Source organism: Curtobacterium sp. RM9 (genome assembly GCF_054956955.1).
The window spans coordinates 3,249,835-3,275,750 of sequence record NZ_CM143271.1 but is presented as its reverse complement, the minus strand read 5'-3'; the positions used below and the strand labels follow the sequence as shown (position 1 = coordinate 3,275,750).

At 72.7% G+C, this 25,916-nt stretch carries 24 protein-coding genes; 20 read left to right on the top strand and 4 right to left on the bottom strand.

From position 1 onward, the window contains the following. Window positions 1-22: 22 nt before the first annotated feature. Window positions 23-676 (top strand): hypothetical protein, encoded by a 654-nt coding sequence (locus ACY3FI_RS15575; RefSeq protein WP_462548511.1) that lies wholly within the window; start codon window positions 23-25, stop codon window positions 674-676. A gap of 5 nt (window positions 677-681) precedes the next feature. Here ACY3FI_RS15575 and ACY3FI_RS15570 read toward each other — a convergent pair whose 3' ends face one another. Then, window positions 682-1,437, bottom strand: a complete 756-nt coding sequence (locus ACY3FI_RS15570; RefSeq protein WP_462548510.1) for an SDR family NAD(P)-dependent oxidoreductase — start codon at window positions 1,435-1,437, stop codon at window positions 682-684. A gap of 34 nt (window positions 1,438-1,471) precedes the next feature. On the opposite strand from ACY3FI_RS15570, the gene ACY3FI_RS15565 reads away from it, so the two are divergent. The 13 genes from ACY3FI_RS15565 (at window position 1,472) to ACY3FI_RS15505 (ending at window position 15,475) form a co-directional block, all read left to right on the top strand. Beyond that, complete coding sequence (locus ACY3FI_RS15565; protein WP_462548509.1) at window positions 1,472-2,281, top strand: putative RNA methyltransferase; 810 nt, start codon at window positions 1,472-1,474, stop codon at window positions 2,279-2,281. Window positions 2,282-2,310: 29 nt separating this feature from the next. Beyond that, a complete protein-coding gene (locus tag ACY3FI_RS15560; RefSeq protein WP_462548508.1) occupies window positions 2,311-2,733 on the top strand; it encodes a hypothetical protein in 423 nt (140 codons plus the stop codon). Between the two features lie 139 nt (window positions 2,734-2,872). Then, complete coding sequence (locus ACY3FI_RS15555) at window positions 2,873-3,010, top strand: hypothetical protein (protein WP_462548507.1); 138 nt, start codon at window positions 2,873-2,875, stop codon at window positions 3,008-3,010. Then, on the top strand, window positions 3,007-3,096 hold the full coding sequence (locus ACY3FI_RS15550; RefSeq protein WP_462548506.1) for a potassium-transporting ATPase subunit F: 90 nt from the start codon (window positions 3,007-3,009) through the stop codon (window positions 3,094-3,096). The genes ACY3FI_RS15555 and ACY3FI_RS15550 overlap by 4 nt, the downstream gene beginning before the upstream one ends. Then, window positions 3,096-4,778 carry a potassium-transporting ATPase subunit KdpA gene (gene kdpA / locus ACY3FI_RS15545; protein WP_462548505.1) on the top strand — a complete coding sequence of 561 codons (1,683 nt, stop codon included), beginning with the start codon at window positions 3,096-3,098 and terminating at the stop codon, window positions 4,776-4,778. The genes ACY3FI_RS15550 and kdpA overlap by 1 nt, the downstream gene beginning before the upstream one ends. Next, a complete protein-coding gene (kdpB, locus tag ACY3FI_RS15540) occupies window positions 4,775-6,895 on the top strand; it encodes a potassium-transporting ATPase subunit KdpB (RefSeq protein ID WP_462548504.1) in 2,121 nt (706 codons plus the stop codon). Before kdpA ends, kdpB begins: the two co-directional genes overlap by 4 nt. A 2-nt stretch (window positions 6,896-6,897) precedes the next feature. Beyond that, window positions 6,898-7,500 (top strand): potassium-transporting ATPase subunit KdpC, encoded by a 603-nt coding sequence (kdpC, locus tag ACY3FI_RS15535; RefSeq protein WP_462548503.1) that lies wholly within the window; start codon window positions 6,898-6,900, stop codon window positions 7,498-7,500. A 53-nt stretch (window positions 7,501-7,553) separates the two neighbouring features. Continuing rightward, window positions 7,554-10,046 (top strand): ATP-binding protein, encoded by a 2,493-nt coding sequence (locus ACY3FI_RS15530; protein WP_462548502.1) that lies wholly within the window; start codon window positions 7,554-7,556, stop codon window positions 10,044-10,046. Beyond that, window positions 10,043-10,744 (top strand): response regulator, encoded by a 702-nt coding sequence (locus ACY3FI_RS15525; RefSeq protein ID WP_462548501.1) that lies wholly within the window; start codon window positions 10,043-10,045, stop codon window positions 10,742-10,744. Before ACY3FI_RS15530 ends, ACY3FI_RS15525 begins: the two co-directional genes overlap by 4 nt. A gap of 96 nt (window positions 10,745-10,840) precedes the next feature. Further along, a complete protein-coding gene (locus tag ACY3FI_RS15520) occupies window positions 10,841-11,362 on the top strand; it encodes a helix-turn-helix domain-containing protein (protein WP_462548500.1) in 522 nt (173 codons plus the stop codon). Between the two features lie 131 nt (window positions 11,363-11,493). Beyond that, on the top strand, window positions 11,494-13,632 hold the full coding sequence (locus tag ACY3FI_RS15515; protein WP_462548499.1) for an ArnT family glycosyltransferase: 2,139 nt from the start codon (window positions 11,494-11,496) through the stop codon (window positions 13,630-13,632). A gap of 38 nt (window positions 13,633-13,670) precedes the next feature. Beyond that, window positions 13,671-14,756 (top strand): GNAT family N-acetyltransferase, encoded by a 1,086-nt coding sequence (locus tag ACY3FI_RS15510; RefSeq protein WP_462548498.1) that lies wholly within the window; start codon window positions 13,671-13,673, stop codon window positions 14,754-14,756. After that, entirely contained in the window at window positions 14,753-15,475 is a 723-nt protein-coding gene (locus ACY3FI_RS15505) for an alpha/beta hydrolase (protein WP_462548497.1), read from the top strand. Before ACY3FI_RS15510 ends, ACY3FI_RS15505 begins: the two co-directional genes overlap by 4 nt. 76 nt (window positions 15,476-15,551) lie before the next feature. Here the strand turns inward: ACY3FI_RS15505 and ACY3FI_RS15500 are convergent, their stop codons facing one another. Continuing rightward, complete coding sequence (locus ACY3FI_RS15500) at window positions 15,552-16,907, bottom strand: APC family permease (protein ID WP_462548496.1); 1,356 nt, start codon at window positions 16,905-16,907, stop codon at window positions 15,552-15,554. A gap of 199 nt (window positions 16,908-17,106) precedes the next feature. Between ACY3FI_RS15500 and ACY3FI_RS15495 the strand changes: the two genes are divergently transcribed. From ACY3FI_RS15495 to budC, 3 genes are all read left to right on the top strand, one after another. Beyond that, entirely contained in the window at window positions 17,107-17,868 is a 762-nt protein-coding gene (locus tag ACY3FI_RS15495; RefSeq protein WP_462548495.1) for an HAD family hydrolase, read from the top strand. Next, window positions 17,865-20,375 carry a glycoside hydrolase family 65 protein gene (locus ACY3FI_RS15490; RefSeq protein ID WP_462548493.1) on the top strand — a complete coding sequence of 837 codons (2,511 nt, stop codon included), beginning with the start codon at window positions 17,865-17,867 and terminating at the stop codon, window positions 20,373-20,375. Before ACY3FI_RS15495 ends, ACY3FI_RS15490 begins: the two co-directional genes overlap by 4 nt. 182 nt (window positions 20,376-20,557) lie before the next feature. After that, complete coding sequence (gene budC, locus ACY3FI_RS15485; protein WP_462548492.1) at window positions 20,558-21,325, top strand: meso-2,3-butanediol dehydrogenase; 768 nt, start codon at window positions 20,558-20,560, stop codon at window positions 21,323-21,325. Between the two features lie 9 nt (window positions 21,326-21,334). Here budC and ACY3FI_RS15480 read toward each other — a convergent pair whose 3' ends face one another. Next, a complete protein-coding gene (locus ACY3FI_RS15480; protein ID WP_462548491.1) occupies window positions 21,335-21,850 on the bottom strand; it encodes a DUF1697 domain-containing protein in 516 nt (171 codons plus the stop codon). A 97-nt stretch (window positions 21,851-21,947) separates the two neighbouring features. Between ACY3FI_RS15480 and ACY3FI_RS15475 the strand changes: the two genes are divergently transcribed. Genes ACY3FI_RS15475 through ACY3FI_RS15465 form a run of 3 tightly spaced genes read left to right on the top strand, consistent with a single transcriptional unit; the run spans window position 21,948 to window position 24,304 of the window. Continuing rightward, window positions 21,948-22,520, top strand: a complete 573-nt coding sequence (locus ACY3FI_RS15475) for an ArsR/SmtB family transcription factor (protein WP_462548490.1) — start codon at window positions 21,948-21,950, stop codon at window positions 22,518-22,520. Continuing rightward, a complete protein-coding gene (locus tag ACY3FI_RS15470) occupies window positions 22,517-23,800 on the top strand; it encodes an MFS transporter (RefSeq protein WP_462548489.1) in 1,284 nt (427 codons plus the stop codon). Before ACY3FI_RS15475 ends, ACY3FI_RS15470 begins: the two co-directional genes overlap by 4 nt. 39 nt (window positions 23,801-23,839) lie before the next feature. Beyond that, complete coding sequence (locus tag ACY3FI_RS15465) at window positions 23,840-24,304, top strand: hypothetical protein (protein ID WP_462548488.1); 465 nt, start codon at window positions 23,840-23,842, stop codon at window positions 24,302-24,304. Window positions 24,305-24,434: 130 nt separating this feature from the next. Here the strand turns inward: ACY3FI_RS15465 and ACY3FI_RS15460 are convergent, their stop codons facing one another. After that, window positions 24,435-25,907, bottom strand: a complete 1,473-nt coding sequence (locus tag ACY3FI_RS15460) for an NCS2 family permease (RefSeq protein ID WP_462548487.1) — start codon at window positions 25,905-25,907, stop codon at window positions 24,435-24,437. Window positions 25,908-25,916 lie beyond the last annotated feature (9 nt).

Sequence of the window (25,916 nt, the reverse complement as noted above, 5' to 3'; positions counted from 1 at the left end):
CGTCGTCACGCGAGGAGACCCGATGACGCAGGAACCGCTCCCCGACGCGGAGGCGTCGGTCGACGCGCTCGCCGACCGCCCGGGCGCCTTCTACAACGCGCTGCTCACCGAGCACTTCGTGCTCGAGTCGGCGCGCAGCATCACCGTGTCGGAGTCGAGCACCCGCGCGTCCATCTACCTGACCACGCTGTCCAGCGCCCTGGTCGCGTTCGGCTTCCTGAGCGGCACCGGCTACGCGCTCGGCTACCTCGCCGTGGTGATCCCCGTCGTGGTCGTCCTCGGTGTGTTCACGTACGAACGGCTCGTCGAGACCTCCCTCGAGGACGTCGCCGCCCTCGACTCGATCCAGCGGATCCGCGCGTACTACCGGCGGCTGCTGCCCGGAGCCGACCGGTACTTCCCGGCGCCCCGCGGGCCGCACGCGCCGAACGAGATGCTCGACATCGGACGACGGGCGTCCTGGCGCGGGGTGTTCTTCACGCTGTCGACGGCCATCGCCGTCGTGAACTCGATCGTGGCGGGGGCCGGGGTCGCGCTGCTGCTCGCCCAGGTGGCGGTGGCTGCGGCGGCCGTCGCGGTCGGGGTGGTCGTGGCCGTCGTCCTCGCGGTGCTGCACGGGCTGTACCAGGAGCGGCGGTACGCGCAGCTCTCCCGGGCGCTCGCCGCGGCGCGCTGACGGGCTCAGTGCACCGAGAAGCCGCCGTCGACCGCGATCGACTGTCCCGTCACGTAGGACGAGCCCGGGCCGGCGAGGAACACCGCCGCCGCGGCGAAGTCCGACGCCAGTCCGTTCCGACCGACCAGGGTGCGTGCCGCGAGCCGCTCCACGGTCGCCGGGTCCGAGGACAGCCGCTCGTTGAGCGGGGTGCGGACGAACCCGGGCACGAGGACGTTCGAGGTAACCCCCTGCGCGGACCACGCCTCCGCCTGGGACCGGGCCAGCGCCTCCAGGGCGGCCTTCGACACCCCGTAGGCGCCGCTCGACGCGAACGGGCGGTGCGCCTGCTGCGAGCTGATCGAGACGATCCGGCCGTACCCGCGCGCCGCCATCCCCGGCGCGAGCCGCTGCCCGAGCACGAACGGGGCGTCGAGGTTGACCGCCATCGTGGCGTCCCACGTGTCCTCGTCGAGGTCCGGCATCGGCGGCCGCAGGTTGATCCCGGCCGAGTTGACGAGCACGTCCACCGCGCCCACGGCGTCGGCGAGGGCGTGCGCCCCGGCCCGCGTGCCGAGGTCTGCCCGGATGCCCTCGGCCGAGCCGCCGGCGCCCCGGAGGGCCGTGACCGTGTCGTCCACCGCCGAGGCCGTCCGTGCCGCGACCACGACGTGTGCGCCGGCGTCGGCCAGCGCCCCGGCGATCGCCCGGCCGATGCCCGAGCTGCCGCCGGTGACGAGGGCGGTGCGTCCGTCGAGGCCGAAGAGCTGCTGCAGCGACATCCGGTCAGGGTACCGACGCCCGTACCCTGGACCCGTGCGCGACGACCTCCTCCCCGTGCTCGCGTGCCCCGTCTGCGCCGAGCCCCTCGACCGGGTCGACGGCGGTCAGGTCGGGTGTCCCACCGGGCACCGGTACGACGAGGCGAAGCAGGGCCACCTCACGCTGCTCCCGGCCAAGCGACGGGCACTCACCGCGGACACCCCGGCGATGGTCGACGCCCGGCTGCGGTTCCTCGGCCGCGGGCACTACGCCCCGGTGGAGCGGGCGCTCGCCGCGGTCGCGTCGGAGGTCACCGCCCCCGGGGTGGTGCTCGACGTCGGCTCCGGCCCGGGGACGTACCTCGCGCACGTGCTCGACGCGACGCCGCGGCTCGGTGTCGCGCTCGACCTGTCCGCAGTGGCGATCCGGCGTGCCGCGCGCATCCACGAGCGCGCCGGGGCGGTCGTCGGGGACGTGACCGGGCGCCTGCCGGTCGTCGACGGAGCCGCCGCGGTCGTCCTCGACGTGTTCGCGCCCCGCAACCAGTCCGAGTACGCGCGGGTCCTGCACCCCGAGGGCGTCCTCGTCGTGGTCACCCCGCGCACCGGGCACCTCGGCGAGCTCGCGGCGGCCACCATCAGCGTCGACCCGGAGAAGGAGCGGCGGCTGCACGACTCGTTGACACCGTCGTTCGTGCCGCGTTCCGCCGAGGACCTCACCTGGACGATGGACCTCGACGCGGAGGACGTGCACGACGTCGTGCACATGGGGCCGAGCCACCACCACGTCGACCCGGGCACGGTGTTCGCGGCGACGTCGGTGACCGCGGCCGTGACGGTGAGCACCTGGACGCGGGCTTCCTGACGCGCTGGTGTGCTCACTACGCTCGCAGCATGCGGACACGGGGGATCGTGACGGGGGTCGTGCTGGTGCTGACGGCCGGGGTGCTGAGCGGGTGCACCGTGACGTCGTCCGGCGGTGACCGGGCCGGCTGCGTCCCCCGCTTCGAGGTGTCCCCGCGGACCGCGCACCCCGGAGACGTCGTCACGCTGTCCGTCACGGACGGGTGCCCCGACGTCCCCGTGCCCGAGGAGGGCTGGGAGGTCGCCGCGTACCCGCCCGTCGAGGACGCCCGGCACACGACGGTCCGCTCGGACGAGCCGCTCGACCGGTCGTGGTCGGCATCGGTGACGTTGCCCGCCGACTTCCCGGTCGGGGACGCGGTGTTCGGGATCGAGAACTGGGACTACTCGACCTGCCCGGCCGACGCCAGCTGCGCCGGTCCGTTCGCGGACTTCCGGGTCGTCGCGCCCTAGCCCACCGCCCGGCACCGAAGGCCGGGCTCGCGCGGGCGGGCGTTAGCGGGGCGCATGCGTCCGGCAGGGCGGCGTCAGGATTCCGTTAGGGCCGGCCTGGAGGCGCGGCGCAGGACCCAGCATCGGTTCGGCACCACTCATGGTGCGGTCCGCGTCACCCGGCGCGGGCACGGAAGAACCTCTGGAGTCCCTCGTGTTCGACGTCTTCGTCGTCGCCGGTGTCCTCGCCGTGTTCGGCGTGGTGGCACTCATCGCCAAGGGGGTGGAGCGGCTGTGATCGCCGTCACCATCGCCGCCGCCGTCCTCGGCATCGCCGCGGTCGTCTACCTCGTGTGGGCGCTCGTGCGGCCGGAGCGGTTCTGATGAGCGCGGACGTGTGGGCCGGCATCGCCCAGGTCGCCACCCTCGTCCTGCTGCTCGTCGTCGCCTACCGCCCGGTCGGTGACTGGATGGCGCGCGTCTACACGCCCACGAAGCACGCTCGCGTCGAGCGCCTGGTCTACCGCGTCATCGGGGTCGACCCGGACGCCGAGCAGTCCTGGCCCGCGTACCTGCGCGGCGTGCTGCTGTTCAGCGTCGTCGGGCTCCTGCTCGTCTACCTGCTCCAGCGCATCCAGGTGGTGCTGCCCGGTGACCTCGGGCTGCCGGCCGTCGGACCGGCGCTCGCGTTCAACACCGCGGCGTCGTTCGTCGCGAACACGAACTGGCAGTCCTACTCGCCCGAGGCGACGGTGGGCTACAGCGTGCAGATGGCGGGCCTCGCGGTGCAGAACTTCCTGTCCGCCGCGGTCGGCCTCGCGGTCGCCGTCGCCCTGGTCCGCGGGTTCGCCCGTCGGAAGTCGGGCACGCTCGGCAACGTCTGGGTCGACGTGGTGCGCGGCACCGGTCGCCTGCTGCTGCCGGGGGCGTTCGTCTTCGCGATCGTCCTGGTCGCCGGTGGTGTGGTCCAGTCGTGGGGGAGCGGGACCGACGTCACGACGCTCCTCGGCGGGACCCAGCACGTCCCGGACGGGTTCGTCGCCTCGCAGGAGGCGATCAAGGAACTCGGCACGAACGGTGGTGGCTACTTCAACGCGAACTCGGCGCACCCGTTCGAGAACCCGCAGGCGTGGACGAACCTCGTCGAGGTCTTCCTCATGCTCGTCATCCCGTTCTCGCTGCCCCGCACCTTCGGCCGGCTCGTCGGGGACGACCGTCAGGGGTACGCGATCCTCGCCGTGATGGGCGCGATCTTCCTCGTCTCACTCTCGGTGATGTCGATCGCCGAGCTCGGCGGGGCGGGCAGCGCCACCTCCCTCGCGGGCGCCGCGATGGAGGGCAAGGAGATGCGCTTCGGCATCCTCGGCACGACGCTCTTCGGCACCACGTCCACCGCGACGTCGACGGGCGCGGTGAACGGCATGTTCGACAGCTTCACGCCGATCGGCGGCATGATGGCGATGCTCAACATGATGCTCGGCGAGGTCACCCCCGGCGGTGTCGGCTCCGGCCTCTACGGCATGCTCGTGCTCGCCGTCATCACGGTGTTCATCGGCGGCCTGCTCGTCGGCCGGACGCCGGAGTACCTCGGCAAGAAGATCCGGGCGCGGGAGATGACCTTCGCGGCGCTCTACATCCTCGTCACGCCGACGCTCGTGCTGCTCGCCACGGCGCTGTCCCTGGTGATCCCGGGCGTGCGGGAGCAGGTCCTCGGCACGAGCATCTTCAACCCGGGCAACCACGGGCTGTCCGAGCTGCTCTACGCCTTCACCTCGGGCGCGAACAACAACGGCTCGGCGTTCGGCGGCCTGACGGCGAACACGACGTGGATGAACTCCACGCTCGGTGTCGTGATGCTGCTCGGCCGCTTCGTGCCGATGGTGTTCGTCCTGGCGCTCGCCGGGTCACTCGCCTCGCAGGACCGCGTGCCGGAGACCGTCGGCACGCTGCCCACCCACCGCCCGCTGTTCATCGGGCTGCTCGGTGCGGTCACCGTCATCGTCACCGCACTCACCTACTTCCCGGTGCTCGCACTGGGGCCGCTCGCCGAAGGGCTCGCACGATGAAGACCGACCACCCGACCACCGCGACGGACGAGCACGAGGCGACCAGCGCCTCCCGGCCGGCCACGCGCTCGTCCGCCTTCGGGCCCCGCCAACTGGTGGCGGGCCTCCCGGGCGCCCTCCGCAAGCTGGACCCGCGCCTGATGTGGCGCAACCCGGTGATGTTCATCGTCGAGGTCGGTGCCGCGCTCACCACGGTGACCGCCTTCGTCGAGCCGTCCGTCTTCACCACCGCCATCGCGGTGTGGCTGTGGCTCACCGTCGTCTTCGCGAACCTGGCGGAGGCCGTGGCGGAGGGCCGGGGCAAGGCCCAGGCCGACACGCTGCGGAAGACCCGCTCGACCACCAGCGCCCGCCGCGTCCTCGGGTACGACACCGCCGACGCGGCCGCCCTCGGGAACGCGACCGAGGAGATCGCGTCCGTCGACCTCGCCAAGGGCGACGTCGTCGTGGTGGTGGCCGGCGAGGTGATCCCCGGTGACGGGGACGTCATCGACGGCATCGCGAGCGTCGACGAGTCCGCGGTGACGGGCGAGTCGGCTCCGGTCATCCGCGAGTCCGGTGGCGACCGCAGCGCCGTGACGGGCGGCACCCGCGTGCTGTCCGACCGGATCGTGGTGCGGATCACCTCGACCCCCGGTGAGACCTTCATCGACCGGATGATCCGGCTCGTCGAGGGTGCTGCCCGGCAGAAGACGCCGAACGAGATCGCGCTGAACATCCTGCTCGCGTCGCTGTCGATCGTGTTCGTGGTCGTCTGCCTGACGATGCAGCCGATCGCGGGGCTCGTCGGCGCGACCGTCAGCGTGCCGGTGCTGATCGCCCTGCTCGTCTGCCTCATCCCGACCACCATCGGCGCGCTCCTCTCGGCGATCGGCATCGCCGGCATGGACCGGCTCGTCCAGCACAACGTGCTCGCGATGTCCGGGCGTGCGGTCGAGGCCGCCGGGGACATCACCACGCTGCTCCTCGACAAGACCGGCACGATCACGTACGGCAACCGCCGGGCCTCCCGCGTGGTGCCGGTGCCCGGGGTGACCGAGCACGAGCTCATGGAGGCGGCCACGCTGTCCAGTGCCGCGGACGGGACCCCCGAGGGGCGCTCGATCGTCTCCCTCGCAGCGGAGTCCGGCGTCGCACCCGGCCTGCCCGCCGGCGCCGTCGAGGTGCCGTTCACCGCGCAGACCCGGATGTCGGGCGTCGACCTCGCCGACGGCTCCGCCGTCCGCAAGGGTGCCGCCGCGGCGGTGCTCGCCTGGGCTGCTGCGGGCGGTGCGTCCGACACGGGCGTGATCGCCGCGATCGACGGCGCGGTCGCCGAGATCTCGGACCAGGGCGGCACGCCGCTCGTCGTGGGACGTCGGACCGCCACCGGGAGCGTCTCGCTGCTCGGCGTCGTGCACCTCAAGGACGTCGTGAAGGACGGCATGGCCGCACGCTTCGCGGAACTGCGGTCGATGGGCATCCGCACGGTGATGATCACGGGCGACAACCCCCGCACCGCCGCCGCGATCGCCGCCGAGGCCGGCGTCGACGACTTCCTCGCCGAGGCCACGCCGGAGGACAAGCTCGCCTACATCCGCAAGGAGCAGGAGGGCGGCAACCTCGTCGCGATGACCGGTGACGGCACCAACGACGCTCCGGCCCTGGCACAGGCGGACGTCGGCGTCGCGATGAACACCGGCACCACGGCCGCGAAGGAGGCCGGCAACATGGTCGACCTCGACTCGGACCCGACGAAGCTCATCGACGTCGTCCGGATCGGCAAGCAGCTCCTCATCACCCGCGGCGCGCTCACCACCTTCTCGATCGCCAACGACGTCGCGAAGTACTTCGCGATCATCCCGGCGATGTTCCAGGCGGCGTTCCCCGGCCTCGCGGCGCTCAACGTCATGGGCCTGCACAGCCCCTCGTCCGCGATCCTGTCCGCGGTGGTCTTCAACGCGCTCGTCATCGTCGCGCTCATCCCGCTGTCGCTGCGCGGCGTCCGCTACCGCGCCGCCTCGGCGTCGTCGATCCTCGGCCGCAACCTGCTCGTCTACGGGCTCGGCGGCGTCATCGTCCCCTTCATCGGCATCAAGCTCATCGACCTCGTCGTCGGTCTCATCCCGGGATTCTGATCATGACCGTTCGTTCCACCTTCCGTTCCGCGGGCGTCGCCGTCCGCCTCACCCTGCTCGCCACCGTCGTCCTCGGCGTGGGGTACCCGCTCGCCGTCTGGGGGGTCGGCCAAGCGGCGTTCCACGACCAGGCGAACGGCTCGCCGGTCACCGACTCGTCCGCCACGGTCGTGGGTTCGTCCCTGATCGGACAGTCCTTCGCCGGGAAGGGTGCCGACCGCTGGTTCCAGTCCCGCCCGAGTGCCGCCGGTGAGGACGGCTACGACGCGAACGCCTCGTCCGGCTCGAACCTCGGGCCGAACAACCCCGACCTGGTCGCCGCGATCGAGGAGCGCCGCGCGGCGATCGCGGAGGCGGACGGGGTCCCGGTGTCGCAGGTGCCGGCGGACGCGGTGACGGCCTCGGGCTCCGGTCTCGACCCGGACATCAGCCCCGAGTACGCGATGCAGCAGGTGTCCCGGGTCGCCGACGCCCGCGGGCTCAGCGTCGACACCGTCCGGTCACTCGTCGCGCAGCACACCGAGGGCCGGCAGCTCGGGTTCCTCGGCGAGCCGGTCGTGAACGTGCTCGAACTCAACCTGGCGCTCGCGGCGGCGTCGCGCTGACGCCCGCTCCCTCGGAACCGACACCACCACGACGAACGCGGGAGGATGAGCACGTGAAGCGCGGCAAGCTACGGGTCCTGCTGGGTGCGGCCCCCGGCGTCGGCAAGACCTACACGATGCTCGAGGAGGGCCAGCGGCTCCGGGCCGAGGGCCGGGACGTCGTGGTCGCCGTCGTGGAGACGCACGAGCGCGCCGCCACCGCCGCCCTCGTGGACGGGCTCGAGGTCGTCCCCCGCCGCACCGTCGAGCACCGCGGGGTCGAGCTGGACGACATGGACCTCGACGCCGTCGTCGCCCGGGCCCCCGACGTCGCGCTGGTCGACGAGCTCGCGCACACGAACGCCCCCGGCAGCGTGCACGAGAAGCGCTGGCAGGACGTCGAGGCGCTGCTCGCCGCCGGCATCAGCGTCATCTCGACGGTGAACATCCAGCACATGCAGTCCCTCGGCGACGTCGTCCGCGAGATCACCGGCACCGTGCAGCGCGAGACCGTCCCGGACGCGGTGGTCCGCACGGCCGACCAGATCGAGGTCGTCGACCTCGCACCGGCGGCCCTGCGCGAGCGGCTCTCCGACGGGCTCGTGTACCCGGCCGCCCGGATCGACGCCGCCCTGTCGAACTACTTCCGCCTCGGCAACCTGACCGCCCTCCGCGAGATCGCGCTGCTGTGGCTCGCCGACGAGGTCGACGACGCGCTCAAGGCCTACCGCGCCGAACACGGCATCGCGCGGCGGTGGGAGACCCGCGAGCGCGTCCTCGTCGCCCTGACCGGCGGGCCCGAGGGCGAGACCCTGCTGCGCCGCGGCGCACGCATCGCAGCCCGGAGCGCGGGCGGGGAACTCGCCGCCGTGCACATCACGACGAACGACGGCCTGCGGGAACGGCACCCCGGAGCGCTCGGCAAGCAGCGCACCCTCCTCGAGCAGCTCGGCGGCACCTACCACCAGGTCGTCGGCGACGACGTGCCCGGCACGCTCGTCCGGTTCGCCCGGTCGATCGACGCCACGCAGATCGTCATCGGCGTCAGCCGGCGCAGCCGGTTGGCGGCCGCGCTCACCGGTCCGGGCATCGGCAACACCGTCATCCGCGAGTCCGGCGACATCGACGTGCACGTCGTCACGCACGAGCGCGCCGGCGGCGGCTTCGCCCTGCCGAAGCTCGGCGGCAGCCTGTCCCCCAGCCGGATCGCCGCCGCCTTCGCGATCTCGCTCACCCTCGGTCCGCTGCTGACCTGGCTGCTGTCCTTCACGAACGACCCGGACGCCATCACGGTCGACGTGCTCGCGTACCAGCTGCTCGTGCTCGTGGTCGCGCTCACCGGCGGCATGTGGCCCGCCGTGTTCACCGCCGTGCTGTCCGGGCTGAGCCTCGACTTCTTCTTCGTGCAACCCCTGCACATGGTCACCGTGCAGCAGCCCTGGCACCTCGTCGCGCTCGTCATGTACGTCATCAGCGCGGTGCTCGTCAGCTTCGTCGTGGACCGCTCGGCCCGACGGTCGCGGACGGCCAAGCGTGCCGCCGCGGAGTCCGGCCTCCTCGTCGGGATCGCCGGCAGCGTCCTCCGGGGGGACGACGCCCTGCAGGCGCTGGTCGACCGGACCCGCGAGGCGTTCGGCTTCACCGGCGTGCGGATCCGGCAGGGGGACGAGGTGCCGGCCACGTCCGGGACGTTCGGCGAGACGGCGGACGCCGCCACGCGCCTGCCGTCCGGTGCCCTGCTCGAGTTCGCCGGCGCACCCGACGACCCGACCCAGCGCCGACTGCTCCGCGTCGTCGAGCAGCAGGTCGACGCCGCGGTCGAGCACCGCGAGCTGACCCGCACCGCCGGGGCGGCCGAACGGATCGCCGCGGCGGACCGGGTCCGCAGCGCGATCCTCGCGGCCGTCGGGCACGACGTGCGGCGGCCGATCGCCGCAGCCTCCGCCGCCGTGCAGACGCTGCGGGCACCCGACCTCGAGCTGTCGCGGGCCGACCGGGAGGCGCTGCTCGCCACCGCCGACGAGAGCCTCGGTCAGCTCGCGGTGCTGCTGGCCGACCTGCTCGACGTCAGCAGGGTGCAGGCCGGGGTGCTCGCCGTCACCCCCGTGCCCATCGCCCTCGAGACCGTCGTCGCCCCCGCGCTCGACGAACTCGAGCTCGGTCCGGACGACGTCGACCTCGACCTGCCGGCCGACCTGCCGCCGGTGCTCGCCGACGCCGTGCTCCTGCAGCGCGTCGTCGTGAACCTGCTCGCGAACGCGCAGCGGTACGCACCCGACGGCACCCGCGTGCGGATCGCGGCGAGCGCCTTCGCCGGCGGCGTCGAACTCCGCGTCGCCGACCACGGGCCGGGCATCCCCGAGGACCGACGCGGCGAGGTGTTCCAGCCGTTCCAGCGGCTCGGCGACACCGACAACGACACCGGCCTCGGGCTCGGCCTGGCGCTCGCGCGCGGGTTCACCGAGGGCATGGGCGGCACCATCGAGGTCGACGACACCCCCGGCGGCGGACTCACCGTCGTCGTCCGGCTGCCGATCGCGGGACACGTGGGCGTGGAGGTCCGATGAGCACGAAGGTCCTGATCGCCGACGACGACGCACAGCTCGTCCGGGCGCTCGCCGTCACGCTGACCGCCCGGGGGTACGAGGTCGTCACCGCACGCGACGGCCGCGAGGCCCTCGACGCCGTCATCACCGAGCGGCCCGACATCGTGCTGCTCGACCTCGGCATGCCGCGGCTCGACGGCATCGGGGTGCTCGAGGGCATCCGGGCGTGGTCGCAGGTTCCGGTGCTCGTGCTCTCCGGGCGGACGGACTCGTCCGACAAGGTCGACGCGCTCGACGCCGGCGCCGACGACTACGTGACGAAGCCGTTCCAGATGGACGAGCTCCTCGCCCGGCTCCGCGCGTTCGGCCGACGGCAGGCAGCCGTCGCGGCGTCCTCCGGTGCCGCACCGTCGGTGGCGATCGGCGACCTCGTGGTCGACCTCGTCGCGAAGCAGGTCACGCCGGCATCCGGGCCCGCGATCCGGCTCACCCCGACGGAGTGGCGGCTGCTCGAGGTCCTCGTCACGAACCCGGACCGGCTGATGACCCGCGAGATGCTGCTCACCGAGGTGTGGGGACCGTCGCACGGCAGCGACTCCGGGTACCTCCGCCTCTACATGGCGCAGCTCCGGCGGAAGCTCGAACCGGACCCCTCGCACCCGCGGTTCCTCGTCACCGAGTCCGGGATGGGCTACCGGTTCACCCCGGCCGGCGCCTGATGCGGGCACCTGTCAGGCCCGCGTCGTGCAGGTGGCGGGTGCCTGTCGGGTCCGTGTCGTGGTGCTGTCACCCGCGCCGTTCCTAGGCTCGGCACCATGAACGAGATGCGAATCGCCCTCCTCCGCCGTGAGCGGGGCCTCACCCAGGAACGCCTCGCCGAGACGAGCGGGATCGCCGTCCGGACCGTCCAGCGCGTCGAGTCCGGCAACGACGCCAGCCTCGAGACCCTCTCCGCGATCGCCCGGGCGCTCGACGTGCCGGTGCGAGAGCTGTTCGCGACGGAGGACCAGGCGGCACTCGACGCGGGGGTCCGCGGGCTCGACGAGCGGAACGAGGCGACCGCCGCGGCGACGGCGGACGAGCAGGCGGCGCGGGACCGAGCGGTCGCCGGGTACCGGTCGCTGTACACCGGGGTCGGCATCGGCCTCGGCGTGCTCACGGTGCTGCTCGTGGTCCTGCACGTCTGGTCGCCGCTGGTGTTCCTGCTCGTGGGTGCCTACTGGGCGGTCGGTCGGCTGGCCGGGCGCTTCCTGCTCGACTCGGTCGTCGGCCCGCGCCTCGACCGCCGGTACCCGCTGTCGCGGGCGGTCGACCGGAAGCCGCGTGCCGCACGCTGACGCGGCGGCCGCACCGGTCGGGAGGCGCACCCTCCTCCGTCGCGTCGCCGTCGGTCCCCGGACGCTCGGCCCTTAGCTCCGTCCAAGGGTCCCGCGACGGTCCTCGCACCCGGGCATCCGACCCTCGGGGCATGACCGAGACCACGCCCACCGGGACCGCACGCCTGCTGCCACCCGTGCACGGCAGCGCCCTCCGCAGCCGACTCCTCCGCCTCGTCCGGGGGCGCGCCGACGCCGCACGGTGGGAGCGTCCGGCGTTCCTCGGGCTGCTCCTGGCGACCGGGGTGCTGTACGTCGTGGACCTCGGCGTGAACGGGTGGGCGAACGCGTTCTACGCCGCCGCCGTGCAGGCCGGCAGCCAGAGCTGGGAGGCGTTCTTCTACGGCTCGTCCGACGCCGCGAACGCGATCACGGTCGACAAGCCGCCGGCGTTCCTGTGGGTGATCGGCATCTCCGTCCGGCTGTTCGGGCTGAACTCGTGGTCGCTCCTCGTGCCGCAGGCGCTGATGGGTGTCGCGGCGGTCGCGGTCCTGTACCGGATCGTGCGGCGGCGCTTCTCGGCGGGGGCGGCCCTCGTCGCCGGCGCCGCCCTGGCCAGCACCCCCGTCGCGACCCTGATGTTCCGCTACGACAACCCGGACGCCCTGCTCACGCTCCTCATGGTCGGCGCGATCGCCCTCACGCTGCGCGGCATCGAGTCCGGTCGGATGCGCTGGGTGGTCTGGGCCGGGGTGCTCGTCGGTCTCGGGTTCCTCACGAAGCAGCTGCAGGCCTTCCTCGTCCTGCCGCCACTCGTCTCCGTGTACCTGTACGCCTCGCCCCGCCCGGTGCTCCGCCGGGTCGGGCACCTGCTGGCGGCGGCGCTCGCCGTGGTGGTGTCGGCCGGCTGGTGGGTGGCGATCGTCGAACTCGTCCCGGCGTCGTCGCGGCCGTACATCGGCGGCTCGCAGACGAACAGCTTCCTCGAACTGACCTTCGGCTACAACGGCCTCGGCCGGGTCACCGGCGACGAGACCGGCAGCGTGGTCCCCGGCGGCGCGACGGGCGCCGGCTCGTGGGGGTCGACCGGCATCACGCGGCTGTTCGGGTCGGAGTTCGCGACGCAGATCACGTGGCTGCTCCCGACGGCGCTCCTGCTGCTCGTGGCGTCGCTCGTCGCGATCGGCTTCCGGAGGCGGACCGACCCGCGACTCGCGACCGTGCTCGTGCTCGGGACGTCGCTGCTCGTGACCGGACTGGTCTTCAGCTTCATGGGCGGGATCTTCCACCCGTACTACACGATCGCCCTCGCGCCGTACGTCGCCGGTCTGGTCGGCATCGGTGCCGGACTGCTGTGGCAGCGCCGCGGCGCGCTCGGCTGGCGGATCGTCGCCGCGGTCGCGGTGGTCGTCACCGGGGCGTGGTCGTTCCGGCTCCTGTCCGAGGCGTCGTCGTGGCAGCCGTGGATCCGCTGGGTGGTGCTCGCGGCGACGGTCGTCGGGGCCGTGCTCGTCGTCCTGCCGCCGCGTGGCCGGACCCTGTCGAGGGCGACGGTGGCGTCCGTGCTCGTGGTGACGCTCCTCGGGCCGACGGCGTTCTCGGTGCAGACCACCACGGTCGGGCACACCGGGGCGCTGCCGACCGCGGGGCCGAGCGTCTCGGGCGGCGGGTTCGGCGGCGGCGCGGGCCGCGGCGGCCAGGGGGGTCCAGGCGGGCAGGGCGGGCAGGCCGGACCTGGCGGGCAGGGCGGCCGGGCGCCGAACGGCGCGGCCGACGGCACACCGCCGAACGGCACGGCCCCCGGCGGCACCGGCACCGGCACCGGCACCGGCACGGGCCCCGGGAACGGAACCGGCACCGGGGCGGGCCCCGGGAACGGAACCGGCACCGGGGCGGGCGCGACCGACGGAGGCGGGGCGAGCCTCCTGGGCGGGTCCACCGAGGTCGCCGACGCGCTCGTCACCGCCCTGTCCGAGGACGCTGACTCGTACACCTGGGCTGCAGCGACCGTCGGCTCGAACAGTGCCGCGACCTACCAGCTCGCCACCGGCGACCCCGTGATGGCGATCGGCGGGTACAACGGCACCGATCCCGCACCGACCCTCGCCGAGTTCCGACAGGACGTCGCCGACGGGGCGGTCCACTGGTTCGTCGCGGGCTCGTCCGGCGGCGGCAGCGCGAGCAGCGGCAGCGACGCCGCGTCGGAGATCACGAGCTGGGTCGAAGCGCACCACGAGGCGCAGACCATCGGCGGCGTGACGGTCTACGACCTCTCCACAGATGGTCGATGACCGGGCCGGGAGCCGTCGGACGGCGGTAGCGTCGTCGCGTGACGATCGCACTGCGCCGCCTGACGGCCGACGACTGGGCCGAGTGGCGCCCGGTCCGTCTGGCCGCGCTCGCCGGGGCGCCCGAGGCGTTCGGCTCGCGGCTCGCCGACTGGCAGGACGCACCCGAGCACCGGTGGCGGACGCGTCTGTCGCTGCCGGGGGCGCTCGACCTCCTCGTGGTCGAGGGGGACCGCCCCCTCGGCACGGCCTCCGGCGTCCCGGACCCGGACGACCCCGCGCACGTCGAGCTCATCTCGATGTGGGTCGACCCCGCAGGGCGCGGTCGCGGGGTCGCCGACCTGCTCGTCGAGGCGATCGCCCGGTGGGCCGCCGAGCACGGCGCCGTCGACGTCCGGCTCTCGGTGATGCCGGACAACGACCGGGCCCGCCGCGTGTACGAACGGGCCGGGTTCACCGCGACGGACGAGCCCGGCGACCTGTTGCCGGACGGCCGCCGCGAGACCGTGATGCGCCGCGACCTGGCGCCCGAGCGCACGCTGCTCGCCTACGAGCGTGGGGCCGACCGCTACGCCGAGCGCACCGACGGCCACCGTGCCGGCCTGGTCGACGACCTCGTCGCACTGGTGCGGTCGGGCGCACACGTGCTCGAGCTCGGCTCCGGCCCCGGGCGGGACGCCCTCGCGCTCGAGGCCGCCGGGCTCCGCGTCGACCGCACCGACGGAGCCCTCGCGTTCGTCGACCGGCTCCGCGCCGAGGGGCACGACGCCCGGGTCCTCGACCTCCGCGACGAGGACTGGGGCGGCCCGTACGACGCCGTGTTCGCGAACGCCGTGCTGCTGCACGTCGGCCGCGACGCCCTCGGCCCCGTGCTCGGGCGCGCGCGCACCGCAGTGCGTCCCGGCGGGGTGCTCGCCGCCACCGTGAAGCACGGCGACGGCGCGGGCTGGAGCGACCGGAAGCTCGACGATGCGCGGCACTTCACCTACTGGTCGCCCGGGGCGCTCGCCGCCGTCGTCACCGCGGCCGGCTGGGCCGACGTCGTCGTCCGTGAGACCACCCGCGCCGGTGCCGAGGAGCGCTGGCTGACCGTGACGGCCCGACGGCCCGAGGGAGACCGACGATGAAGCGCGCACTCCGCTGGACCTCCTGGACCGTCGCCGTGCTGGTCCTCGTCGCCGTGGTCTTCGGTGTCTGGGCGAACACGGTCATGCAGGGCACCCGCAGCGCGGCGCTCCAGGTCTGGCGGGACGACCGGGTCGCGGTGCGCGACGCCGGTGACAGCGTGGTGCTGACCCCCACCGGGGCCGCCGACGGGAAGGGCCTCGTGTTCATCCCCGGCGCGAAGGTGGATCCGTACGCCTACATGGCGACCTTCCGGCAGGTCGTCGCCGCGGGCACGACGGTCGTCATCACGAAGCCGACGCTGCACCTGGCGTTCTTCGACACCCGACCCCTGTCCGTCTTCGAGGCGCACGCCCCCGACGTCGCCACCTGGGCGGTCGGCGGCCACTCGCTCGGTGGGGTGCGGGCCTGCCAGCTCGCGCCGGACGCCGACGGCCTGCTCCTGCTCGGCAGCTACTGCGCGAACGACATCAGTCGGTCGTACATCCGGGTGCTCAGCGTCTCGGGGTCACGCGACGGGCTGTCCACGCCCGCGAAGGTCGACGCGGCGCGGCACCTCCTGCCGTCCACGGCGACGATGACCGAGGTCGAGGGCGCGAACCACGCCGACTTCGGGGCGTACGGCGACCAGCCGGGCGACCGGACGGCCACGATCTCGCGTGCTGCGGCCCGGCAGCAGATCAGCGATGCGATCGAGCGCTGGGTGGCGACGCTGCCCTGACCGGCTCCACACGGACGGGAGGCGCGGTGCCAGCTGGCACCGCGCCTCCCGTCCGTCGCTCCTCGCCCGCAGGGCGTCAGTGGATGCGGCCCGCCTCGTGGTCACGACCGCTCCGGCGTCCCGTTGCCCGCGCGACGAAGTACAGCACCACGCCGACGGCCAGCAGCAGCGCGGCGTACAGCCAGACCTGCCCGCTCTGCTGCGTCAGCAGCAGGATGCAGGACCCGACACCGAGCACCGGCACCCACGTCCAGACCCGGAAGTGGTCGTGCTCCACCTCGTCCTTGCGCAGCACCAGCACCGCGACGTTCGTCGAGATGAAGACGAACAGGAGCAGGAGCACGACGGTCTCGGCGAGCGTGCCGACGTCCCCGACCAGCGTCAGGAGCATCGCGACCACGGTCGTGGCGACGATCGCGACCCACGGGGTACGGCGGTTCGGCAGCACCTTGGAGAGGACGGCCGGCAGGAGCCGCTGCTCGGCCATGCCGTAGGTCACGCGGCTCGACATGATCATCGTGAGGAGCGCCCCGTTCGCGACCGCGACGAGGGCGATGAGGCTGAACACCCAGTCCGGGATCGGCACGCCGGTCGCGGAGACCACAGCGAGCAGGGGGCCGCTCGACTCGGACAGCTCCGATGCCGGGAGGGCGATCGAGCTGGCCAGGGCGACGAGCACGTAGACGACGCCCGCGGTGGCGAGCGCACCGAACAGGGCCTTCGGGTAGACGCGGCGGGGTTCGCGGACCTCCTCGGCGACGTTGGCCGAGGTCTCGAAGCCGACGAACGAGTAGTACGCGACGATCGCGGCGCTGAGGGTCGCGAGCGCGGGGTTCGCGTCGGCCGGGAAGGCGCCGATCCGGGAGACGTCGCCCCCGCCGCCGCCGAGCATCACCGCGACGACCACGATCACGATGACGAGGCCGGAGACCTCGATGATCGTCATCACGACGTTGCTCTTCAACGAGTCCGAGATGCCGCGGGCGTTCAGGCAGGCGATGAGCGCGAGGAACACGATCGCGGTCGGGACCGGCGGCAGGTCGACGAACGTGCCGAGGTAGTCCCCGGCGAAGGCGAGCGAGAGCCCCGCGGCGCTCGTGACACCGGCGGCGAGCATGCTGAAGCCGACGAGGAACGACACGATCGGTGTCTTGTACGCACGCTCGGCGAACACCGCGGCGCCGCCGGCCTTCGGGTACTTGGTGACGAGCTCGGCGTAGGACCCGGCGGTGAGCAGGGCGAGGAGCAGCGCGAGGACGAGCGGTGCCCAGAGTGCGCCGCCGACGTCCTTCGAGAGGGTGCCCATCAGGGCGTAGATGCCGGCACCGAGGACGTCGCCGAGGATGAACAGGTAGAGCAGGGGGCCGGTGATCGCCTGACGGAGCTTCGAGCCCTCGCCGTGCTGCGGGGGTGCCGCGGTGTCGCTGGTCATGGTGGTGCCTTCCGTCGCGACCAGGGTCCGCGCGGCCGTCTGCGCGGTCGCTCAGGTGATCCGGGCAGCGCGGGCGTCCTGCACCGGAGACGGTTCGTGAACTCCCTGCACAGGCCGCGGCGCGCCTGGGTACGGGTGCTGGAGCGGTCCTAGACTCGTCGGGAGCACTCATCACGACCGCCCCACCGGAAGGCTGCAGATGACGACGCCGGCCCGGCGCACCCCCGCGCGACTCGCTGACCAGCGAGCGCTCCTGTTCGACCTCGACGGCGTCCTCACCCCCACGGCGGACGTGCACATGCGCGCGTGGAGCCGACTGTTCACGCCGTACCTCGCGGCGCACGGGGCCGACCCGTACACCGAGCAGGACTACTACGCGTACGTCGACGGCAAGCCGCGGTACGACGGCGTCCGCTCGCTGCTCGCCTCGCGTGGCATCGACCTGGCCGAGGGCACCCCGGACGACGACCCCGACGCCGACACGGTGTGCGGGCTCGGCAACCGGAAGAACGCCGAGTTCACGGCGGAGCTCGCCGAACACGGGGTCGAGCCGTACCCGGGCTCCCTGGCGTTCCTCGTCGCGGCGATCGACGCGGGGTTGTCCGTGGCCGTCGTGTCGAGCTCGGCCAACGCGACGCAGGTCCTGCGCACCGCGGGCATCCTCGAGCGGTTCCCGGTCGTCGTCGACGGTCTCGTCGCGCGGCAGGACGGCCTCGCCGGCAAGCCCGCACCGGACACCTACCTCGACGCCGCGAGCCGCTTCGGCCTGACCGCCGACGAGTGCGTCGTGGTCGAGGACGCCACCAGCGGGGTCGAGGCCGGCCGGAACGGTGCCTTCGGGCTCGTCGTCGGCGTCGACCGCGGCGCCGGGGCCGACGCCCTCCGCGCCCACGGCGCCGACGTCGTCGTCACCGACCTCGCGGAGCTCCTGCCCGACCTCCCCTCCCACGGAGCAGCATGAACCCCATCACCACGGACCCCCTCGACCGCGTGCGCTACCCGGTCGACGAGTGGGCACTCGTCGAGACCGAGTACGCGCCCGACGAGCAGGGCGTCGCGGAGACGAACTTCGCCGTCGGCAACGGGTACCTGGGCCTGCGCGGCAACCTCGACGAGGGCCGCGGCGGTGTGCAGTACGGCACGTACGTCAACGGTTTCCACGAGACCTGGCCGATCCGGCACGCCGAGGACGCCTTCGGCTTCGCCAAGACCGGGCAGACGATCATCAACGCGCCCGACGCCAAGGTGATCCGGCTGTACGTCGACGACGAGCCGCTCGTCCTCGCCGAGGCCGACATCCTCCGGCACACCCGGCGGCTCGACTTCCGGGGCGGGTTCCTCTACCGCGAGACCGAGTGGTCGACGCCCTCCGGCAAGCGGGTGCTCATCCGCTCCCGTCGTCTGGTGTCCTTCACCGACCGGCACCTCGCCGTCATCGACTACGAGGTCACCGTCCTCGACGGCGACGCCTCGATCCTGCTGTCGAGCCAGATCCTCAACCGGCAGGACGTGCAGGACGAGTACCACGCGGGCATGCGTGCCGCGGCGAACGCCTTCGATCCGCGCAAGGCCGAGGCGTTCCACGAGCGCGTGCTCGAGCCGAAGCTCAAGCGCAGCACGGGCGGGCGTTCCCTGCTCGGCTACCAGGCGGCCAGCTCCGGCATGACGATCTGCGTCGGCGTCGAGCACCACCTCGAGACCGAGAACTCCTGGGACGAGTCCTCCTCCATCGAGGACGACCTCGCCAAGCACGTCTACCGGGTGCAGGCACGGGCGGGCAAGCCGATCCGCCTCGTGAAGCAGATGGTGTACCACACCTCTCGCGGCGTCCCCGCGCGTGAGCTCGCCGACCGCTGCGACCGCACGCTCGACCGTGCTCGCGCCGAGACGGTCGACGAGACCTTCGCGAAGCAGCGCGCCTGGATGGACGACTACTGGACCCGCAGCGACGTCGAGATCGCCGGGCAGCCGGAGATCCAGCAGGCCGTCCGGTGGAACCTCTTCATGCTGGCGCAGGCGACCGCCCGGACCGACGGGCACGGCATCGCGGCGAAGGGCGTCACGGGCTCCGGGTACGGCGGCCACTACTTCTGGGACATGGAGATCTACGTCCTGCCGTTCCTGTCCTACACGGCGCCGATCGTCGCCCGGAACGCCCTCCGGTTCCGCTACAACATGCTCGACGCGGCACGCTCCCGGGCACGCGAGCTCAACCAGCGGGGCGCTCTGTTCCCGTGGCGGACGATCAACGGCGAAGAGTCCTCGGCCTACTACGCCGCGGGCACCGCGCAGTACCACATCGACGCGGACATCGCCCATGCCCTCATGCAGTACGTGCGGGCGTCCGGCGACACCGAGTTCCTGAAGCGCGGCGCGATCGACATCCTCGTCGAGACCGCCCGCCTCTGGTCGGACCTCGGCTTCTGGCGCTCGAACGGCGACAAGAAGTTCCACATCGACGGTGTCACCGGCCCCGACGAGTACACGACCGTCGTCGACGACAACCTCTACACGAACGTGATGGCGCGGGCGAACCTCTGGTTCGCCGTGAACGCCTGCCGCGAGCTCGCGGTCGACGACCCGGAGGAGTACGGCCGCATGGTGCGCCGGACCGGGCTCGACGCGGACGAGGTCGTCGAGTGGGAGCACGCCGCCGAGTCGATGGAGATCCCCTTCGACCCGCACCGCGGCATCCACCCGCAGGACGCCCAGTTCCTCGACAAGGAGCTCTGGGACCTCGAGCACACGCCCGACTCCAAGCGCCCGCTCCTGCTGCACTACCACCCGCTGGTGATCTACCGGTTCCAGGTGCTCAAGCAGGCCGACGTGGTGCTGGCGCTCTTCCTGCAGGGGCACGAGTTCACCGCCGCCGAGAAGCGCCGCGACTTCGACTACTACGACGCGCTGACGACGGGCGACTCGACCCTGTCCGCGGTCGTGCAGTCGATCATGGCGGCCGAGGTCGGGTACCACGACCTCGCGGCGCAGTACTTCCAGACCGCGCTGTACGTCGACCTCGCCGACCTGCACGGCAACACCTCGGACGGCGTGCACATCGCGTCGACCGGCGGCATCTGGGGTGCTCTGGTGAACGGGTTCGGCGGCATGCGCGACCACGGCGGTCGGATGACCTTCAACCCGCGTCTGCCGAAGGACTGGGAACGCCTGACCTACCGGATCACGGTGCACGGCTCCCGCGTCCGCGTCGACCTGGTCGAGGAGACGATGACCTTCACGGTCGAGACGGGTGCCGGCTTCACGGCCTGGGTGCACAACCAGCAGTGGGACGTCGTGCCCGGCGAGCCGGTCGTCGTGCCGATGCCGCACCACGGGCCGCGGATGTCTGGACACGCCCCGACGACGAGCGACATCCAGGGCACGCTGCGCGCGGACGGCTCCGTGATCACCGCGTCGATCCCGACGATCTCGCTCAGCCGTGAGTTCGAGGTCGACGAGACCTCCGGCTGACCCGACGCCGGTCCGCCCAGCCCCCGGGGGCCGGTTCGGTCCGCCGGTCTGGAGGCGCGGTGCGGGTCCGCCTGCACCGCGCCTCCGTGCGTCTCCAGGTGGGTGCGGGCACCGTGGTCCTCCGTGCCCCCGGGCCGACGGAGTCTCCTGCGGCACAGGTCGTGCAGCGAGAGGAGACACACATGGACAAGCGGTTCGAGGGCAAGGTCGCGATCGTCACGGGCGCGGGGTCGGGCATCGGCGAGGCCACCGCACGGGCGTTCGTCGACGAAGGCGCCGATGTGCTCCTGGTGGACAGCGTCGAGGACAAGGTACGAGCGGTCGCCGACTCGCTGCCGACCGGTCGGGCGGTCGCGCTCCAGGCAGACGTCGCGGACCCGGCGGCGTGGGAGACGATCGTGTCCGACGCGGTGGACCGGTGGGACCGCATCGACGTGCTCGTGAACAACGCCGGCACGTTCACCTCGGGAGACATCACCGACATCGAGCCGGACGAGTGGCACCGGGTGATCGAGACCGACCTGTCGAGCGTGTTCTACGGCACCCGGGCGGCGCTGCCGTTCCTCCGGGAGACGAAGGGGTCCGTCGTCAACACCTCGTCGGTGTCGGGCATGGACGCCGACTGGCGGATGAGCCCGTACAACGCGGCGAAGGGCGGCGTGACGAACTTCACCAAGGCGGCGGCGCTCGACAACGGGCAGTTCGGCGTCCGCGTGAACGCCGTCGCGCCCGGTCTCATCTGGACCGACATGACCGAGCAGCAGGCGGAGGACGAGGAGCTCCAGCACGCCTTCGCCGACCGTGTGTCCCTCGGCCGCGGTGGCCGGTCGGAGGAGGTCGCGGCCGCGGTGCTGTTCCTCGCGAGCGATGCGGCGAGCTACATCACGGGCGCCGTGGTGCCGGTGGACGGCGGGACGACCGCGAGCAACGGGCAGCCCGCCCAGTCCTGACCGTCCTGCTCAGAGGAGCTTGCGGAGGGTGTTCGCGTTGCGGGTCGTCGTCGTGCGCTTGAAGCGTGCGGCGCCGGCCCGCTTGGCGAACACGGTGTCCGTGCTCGACCCCTTCGGACAGGACCAGTAGACGACGCCGTCCCCGCGTGCGACGCGCTCCACCGCGTCGTCGGTGTCGAGGTCGGCCACGAGGTCGTCGAGTGCGGCCTCGTCCGACCCGAAGACGACGTAGTCGTGCCGGTCCGGGGCGGAGTCGAAGGGGAACCCGTCGAGGACCGCGGCGAGGCGCTCGTGCGGCACGAGGACGATCCAGGCGTCGTACCCGAAGCGGTCGCGGAGGGCCTGCTCGATCGTGCCCTTGAGGGCGCCGCCGCCATCCGCCGCGGTGAACACGACGTTGCCGGAGGCGAGGACCGTCCGCACGTCGGTGTACCTGAGCTCCCGGAAGAGCGCGGCGAGTGCAGCGCTCGTGATCGTGATCCCGTTGACGTTCACCCCGCGCAGCAGCGCGACCCACCTGGCCATGTCCGAACCGTAGCGCGCCCTGCGGAGTCGGGGTGAGCCTCCCATACAATCCGCAAGATCCATTGCGCAACGGGTCTTGTGCATCTAGGGTCGCAGCATGGACGTCCAGCGACTCGACGAGGCCGCGCAGATGCGCGCACTCGCCCACCCGACCCGGCTGCGACTCGTCGGCCTGCTCCGGACCGGTGGTCCGCAGACCGCGGCGATGCTCGGCGAGCAGGTCGACGAGGCGCCGGGGACGATCAGCTACCACTGCCGGCGGCTGGCGGACGCGGGGTTCATCGAGCCCGCGCCGGAGCACGGCACCGACCGGCGCGAGCGCTGGTGGCGGGCGGTCGCGCAGCACACGTCGTGGAACCTCGCGGACGCGTTCGACGACCCCGACCGGATGCTCGCCGCGACCGCGCTCGACCACACCGTCGCGCAGGCGTACGCGGCCGAGTACACGGCGTTCATCGACCACGTGCCGGTGCTCGGGCGGGAGTGGGTGGCGGCGTCGAACAGCGGCGACCGGGCGCTCCGGCTCACGGTCGACGAGCTGCGGGACCTCGGCGCGGAGCTGCAGGGGGTGCTCGACCGCTGGGAGGCGGTGAGCACCGACCACGAGCCCGGCGACGGCTCCGAACGCGTCACCGCCGTCGTGCAGAGCTACCGGTCGGCGCGGCCGTGAACGCGCACTGGCGGCTGCGGTCGCTCCTCGCGGTGCAGGTCGTCTCACGGACGGGCAACGTGGCGACGACCATCGCCGTGCCGTTCGTCGTCCTCTCCCGTGGCGGCTCCGCGACCGACGTCGGCATCGCGGCGTTCGCAGCGACCGTCCCGATCGTCCTCGGTGGCGCGTTCGGCGGGGTCCTCGTCGAGCGGATCGGCTTCGTCCGGTCGAGCATCGTGTCGGACGTCGTCAGCGCGCTGACGCTGCTCGCGATCCCGCTCCTCGCGTGGACGGCCGAGTTGCCCGCGTGGGCACTGCTCCTCCTCGTGTTCCTCGGCGGGCTGTTCGACACCCCGGGGGAGTCCGGTCGGCGCGTGCTCCTGCCCGGGTTCGCGACCGCTGCGGGCATCCCGCTCGAGCGCGCCGTCGGGCACTTCGAGGCGTCGGTCCGGTTCTCCGTGCTGCTCGGTGCCCCGGCCGCCGGGCTCCTCGTCGGGGCGGTCGGACCGCTGCCCGCGCTGGCCGTGACCGCCGCGGTGTTCGGGGCGGCTGCCCTGCTCGCAGCGCTGACGCTCCGCGGCGCCGTCGTGACGCCCGCGCCCGACGCTGAGCCTGCCGAACCGTCAGCCGGGTACTGGCGCGACCTCGGCGCCGGCCTGCGCTTCTGCGTGCGCGACCCGCTGTTCCGGCTGGTCATCGCGCTCGTGCTCGTCACGAACCTGCTCGACGCGGCGCGGTCGACGGCGCTGCTGCCGCTCTACGCCGACCGGGTGCTCGGCGGTGCGCAGGCGCTCGGCATCGTCAGCGGGACCTTCGGTGGCGCAGCCTTCCTCGGGTCGCTCGCGTTCGGGTACGTGGCGCACCGGGTGCCGCGCCGGATCACCTTCGTGGTCTGCTTCGTCCTGGCCGGCGGCCCCTCGCTCGCCGTGCCGGCGCTCGGCCTCGGGCTGCCGTGGGTGCTCGGCGCGTGCGTGCTCTCCGGCTTCGCGGCGGGAGCACTGAACCCCATCCTCGGGGCGGTCGAGCTCGAGCGCATCCCGTCACACATGCGGGCACGGGTCTTCGGGTTGCTCTCGGCCGGATCCTGGGCGGGCATCCCGCTCGGTGGGCTCTTCGGTGGCATCGCGGCGGACGGCATCGGCGTGACGGCGACGTTCGGGGTGGTCGCCGTGGTCTACACGGTCGTGACGCTCTCGCCGCTGCTCGGCGGGTCGTGGCGGCTGATGGAGCGCCGGGCCCCGGCCGTCCCGCCGAGCGGACCCCGCACGGAGGCCGTCGGCGCTGACGCAGCGCAGTAGCTCGGAGCGGGCCGAGCAGTGCTCCGGTAGACGAGGAGCATGACGGACGAGCGGAACGAAGACGGACAGGGCCCCGACGACGCACACGTGGTACCCGAGGGGGTGTCCGAGGCCACGGTGGAGGCGCTGGGCACGCTGTCGGCAGCGGTCGAGGTGCTCGAGCACGCCCGGGGCCTGCTCTACGGGTTCCACCGGCTGACCGGCACGGCGGACCTGAACCTCGGCGAGGCCGTCGAGCAGCTCCGGAAGGCGGGCCACACCGAGCTCGCGGAGCGGATCGACACCGAGCTCGTGGGGCGCAACGTGATCGACGGGCGCTGGACGTTCCAGATCGTCGAGGACTACGACGACAACTACTACGCCCTCGCGAAGGAGCTCGAGCAGACCGCCCGCGACCAGCTCGTCGGCGGGAAGCGCCACCTGTACGAGGCGAGCATGAAGGAAGACCGGCGCACCCCGGGCCGACGTCGCCACGAGGCCAAGCCGGCCGACCTGCGGGACTGACCCCGCGCCTCCAGACCGGGGCTGGTCCGGATGGGCCAAGCCTCCTGATGCACGAAAGCGACAGATCCCGGCGAACGGTTCGCCGTGGTCTGTCGCTTCCGCGGAACGGAACGGGTGCGGCCCTCCTCCGCTACCCGACGCCGAGCAGCGCCTCGAGCGGACCGCGCGCGAAGTACAGCAGGAAGCCCGCGGCGACGACGTACAGCAGCCACGAGACCTCGCGGCCACGGCCGGACAGCAGCTTGATGAGCACCCAGCTGATGAAGCCCGCGCCGATGCCGTTCGCGATCGAGTAGGTCAGCGGCATCACGACGATCGTCAGGAACGCCGGCAGCGCGGCGCCGAAGTCCGTCCAGTCGATGTCCTTCACCTGCGCCACCATGAGCGCACCGACGACGACGAGCCCGGCGGCGGCGACCTCGAGCGGGACGACCTGCGTCAGCGGCGTGAGGAACATCGACGCCAGGAACAGCAGACCGGTGACGACGGAGGCCATGCCCGTGCGGGCGCCCTCGCCGATGCCGGACGCCGAGTCGATGAAGACCGTGTTCGACGACACCGAGGCGCCACCACCGGCGATCGCGCCGGCACCCTCGACGACGAGCGCCGACTTCAGGCGGGGGAACGTGCCGTCCGGGTGCGCGACGCCGGCGGCCTTCGCGAGCCCGGTCATGGTGCCCATCGCGTCGAAGAAGTTCGTGAAGACGAGCGTGAAGACGAGCATCGACGCGGCGATCGGGCCGATGCGGGTGAAGGCGCCGAAGACGTCCGCGTGCCCGACGAGCGACAGGTCCGGCACGGCGAACAGCGCGCTCGGCAGCCCCGGGGCGTTGAGGTTCCAGCCCGTCGGGGAGTCCACCGAGGTCGGGACCTTCAGGAACGCCTGCAGGACGATCGCGATGATCGTGGTGCCGACGATGCCGATGAGGAGCGCGCCGCGGACCTTGCGGGCCATGAGCGTGCCGATGATCACGAGGCCGATCAGGAACACGATCGTCGGGAGGGCCGCGACGGAGCCGTCCTCACCGAGCTGCAGCGGCGGCGAGGCGTTCTTCGTGGTGCGGACGAACCCCGAGTCGACGAGCCCGATGAACGCGATGAACAGGCCGATGCCGACCGTGATCGCGGCCTTGAGCTGCGCGGGGACCGCCGTGAAGATCATCGTCCGGATGCCGGTCAGCGCCAGGATGACGATCACGACGCCGTTGATGACGACGAGGCCCATCGCCTCCGCCCAGGTCACCTGGTGCACGACGCTCACGGCCAGGAACGAGTTGATGCCGAGGCCCGCGGCGATGCCGAACGGCAGGTTCGCGATGAGGCCCATCGCGATCGTCATCACACCGGCCACCAGGCCGGTCGCGGCAGCGACCTGGGCGTTCTGCAGCCAGCCGCCGACGACGTCGTGCGGTGCCTGGTCCTGGCTGAACCCGCCGAGGATCAGGGGGTTGAGGATGACGATGTAGGCCATCGTCACGAAGGAGACGAGGCCGCCACGGACCTCACGGGGGATGCTCGAACCACGCTGGGTGATCGAGAAGAAGCGGTCGAGGCCGGATGCGAAGCGGTTCCGGGGCGGGGTGTCGGTCTGCTGGGCGCTCACCGAAGGAGT

Coding starts and splice junctions, on each gene's coding strand:
- ACY3FI_RS15515 (WP_462548499.1), top strand. CDS start 11,494: ATGACCGAGACCACGCCCACCGGGACCGCACGCCTGCTGCCACCCGTG.
- ACY3FI_RS15560 (WP_462548508.1), top strand. CDS start 2,311: ATGCGGACACGGGGGATCGTGACGGGGGTCGTGCTGGTGCTGACGGCC.
- kdpB (WP_462548504.1), top strand. CDS start 4,775: ATGAAGACCGACCACCCGACCACCGCGACGGACGAGCACGAGGCGACC.
- ACY3FI_RS15505 (WP_462548497.1), top strand. CDS start 14,753: ATGAAGCGCGCACTCCGCTGGACCTCCTGGACCGTCGCCGTGCTGGTC.
- ACY3FI_RS15465 (WP_462548488.1), top strand. CDS start 23,840: ATGACGGACGAGCGGAACGAAGACGGACAGGGCCCCGACGACGCACAC.
- ACY3FI_RS15575 (WP_462548511.1), top strand. CDS start 23: ATGACGCAGGAACCGCTCCCCGACGCGGAGGCGTCGGTCGACGCGCTC.
- ACY3FI_RS15500 (WP_462548496.1), bottom strand. CDS start 16,907: ATGACCAGCGACACCGCGGCACCCCCGCAGCACGGCGAGGGCTCGAAG.
- ACY3FI_RS15520 (WP_462548500.1), top strand. CDS start 10,841: ATGAACGAGATGCGAATCGCCCTCCTCCGCCGTGAGCGGGGCCTCACC.
- kdpC (WP_462548503.1), top strand. CDS start 6,898: ATGACCGTTCGTTCCACCTTCCGTTCCGCGGGCGTCGCCGTCCGCCTC.
- ACY3FI_RS15525 (WP_462548501.1), top strand. CDS start 10,043: ATGAGCACGAAGGTCCTGATCGCCGACGACGACGCACAGCTCGTCCGG.
- ACY3FI_RS15570 (WP_462548510.1), bottom strand. CDS start 1,437: ATGTCGCTGCAGCAGCTCTTCGGCCTCGACGGACGCACCGCCCTCGTC.
- kdpA (WP_462548505.1), top strand. CDS start 3,096: ATGAGCGCGGACGTGTGGGCCGGCATCGCCCAGGTCGCCACCCTCGTC.
- ACY3FI_RS15480 (WP_462548491.1), bottom strand. CDS start 21,850: ATGGCCAGGTGGGTCGCGCTGCTGCGCGGGGTGAACGTCAACGGGATC.
- ACY3FI_RS15475 (WP_462548490.1), top strand. CDS start 21,948: ATGGACGTCCAGCGACTCGACGAGGCCGCGCAGATGCGCGCACTCGCC.
- budC (WP_462548492.1), top strand. CDS start 20,558: ATGGACAAGCGGTTCGAGGGCAAGGTCGCGATCGTCACGGGCGCGGGG.
- ACY3FI_RS15555 (WP_462548507.1), top strand. CDS start 2,873: ATGGTGCGGTCCGCGTCACCCGGCGCGGGCACGGAAGAACCTCTGGAG.
- ACY3FI_RS15495 (WP_462548495.1), top strand. CDS start 17,107: ATGACGACGCCGGCCCGGCGCACCCCCGCGCGACTCGCTGACCAGCGA.
- ACY3FI_RS15490 (WP_462548493.1), top strand. CDS start 17,865: ATGAACCCCATCACCACGGACCCCCTCGACCGCGTGCGCTACCCGGTC.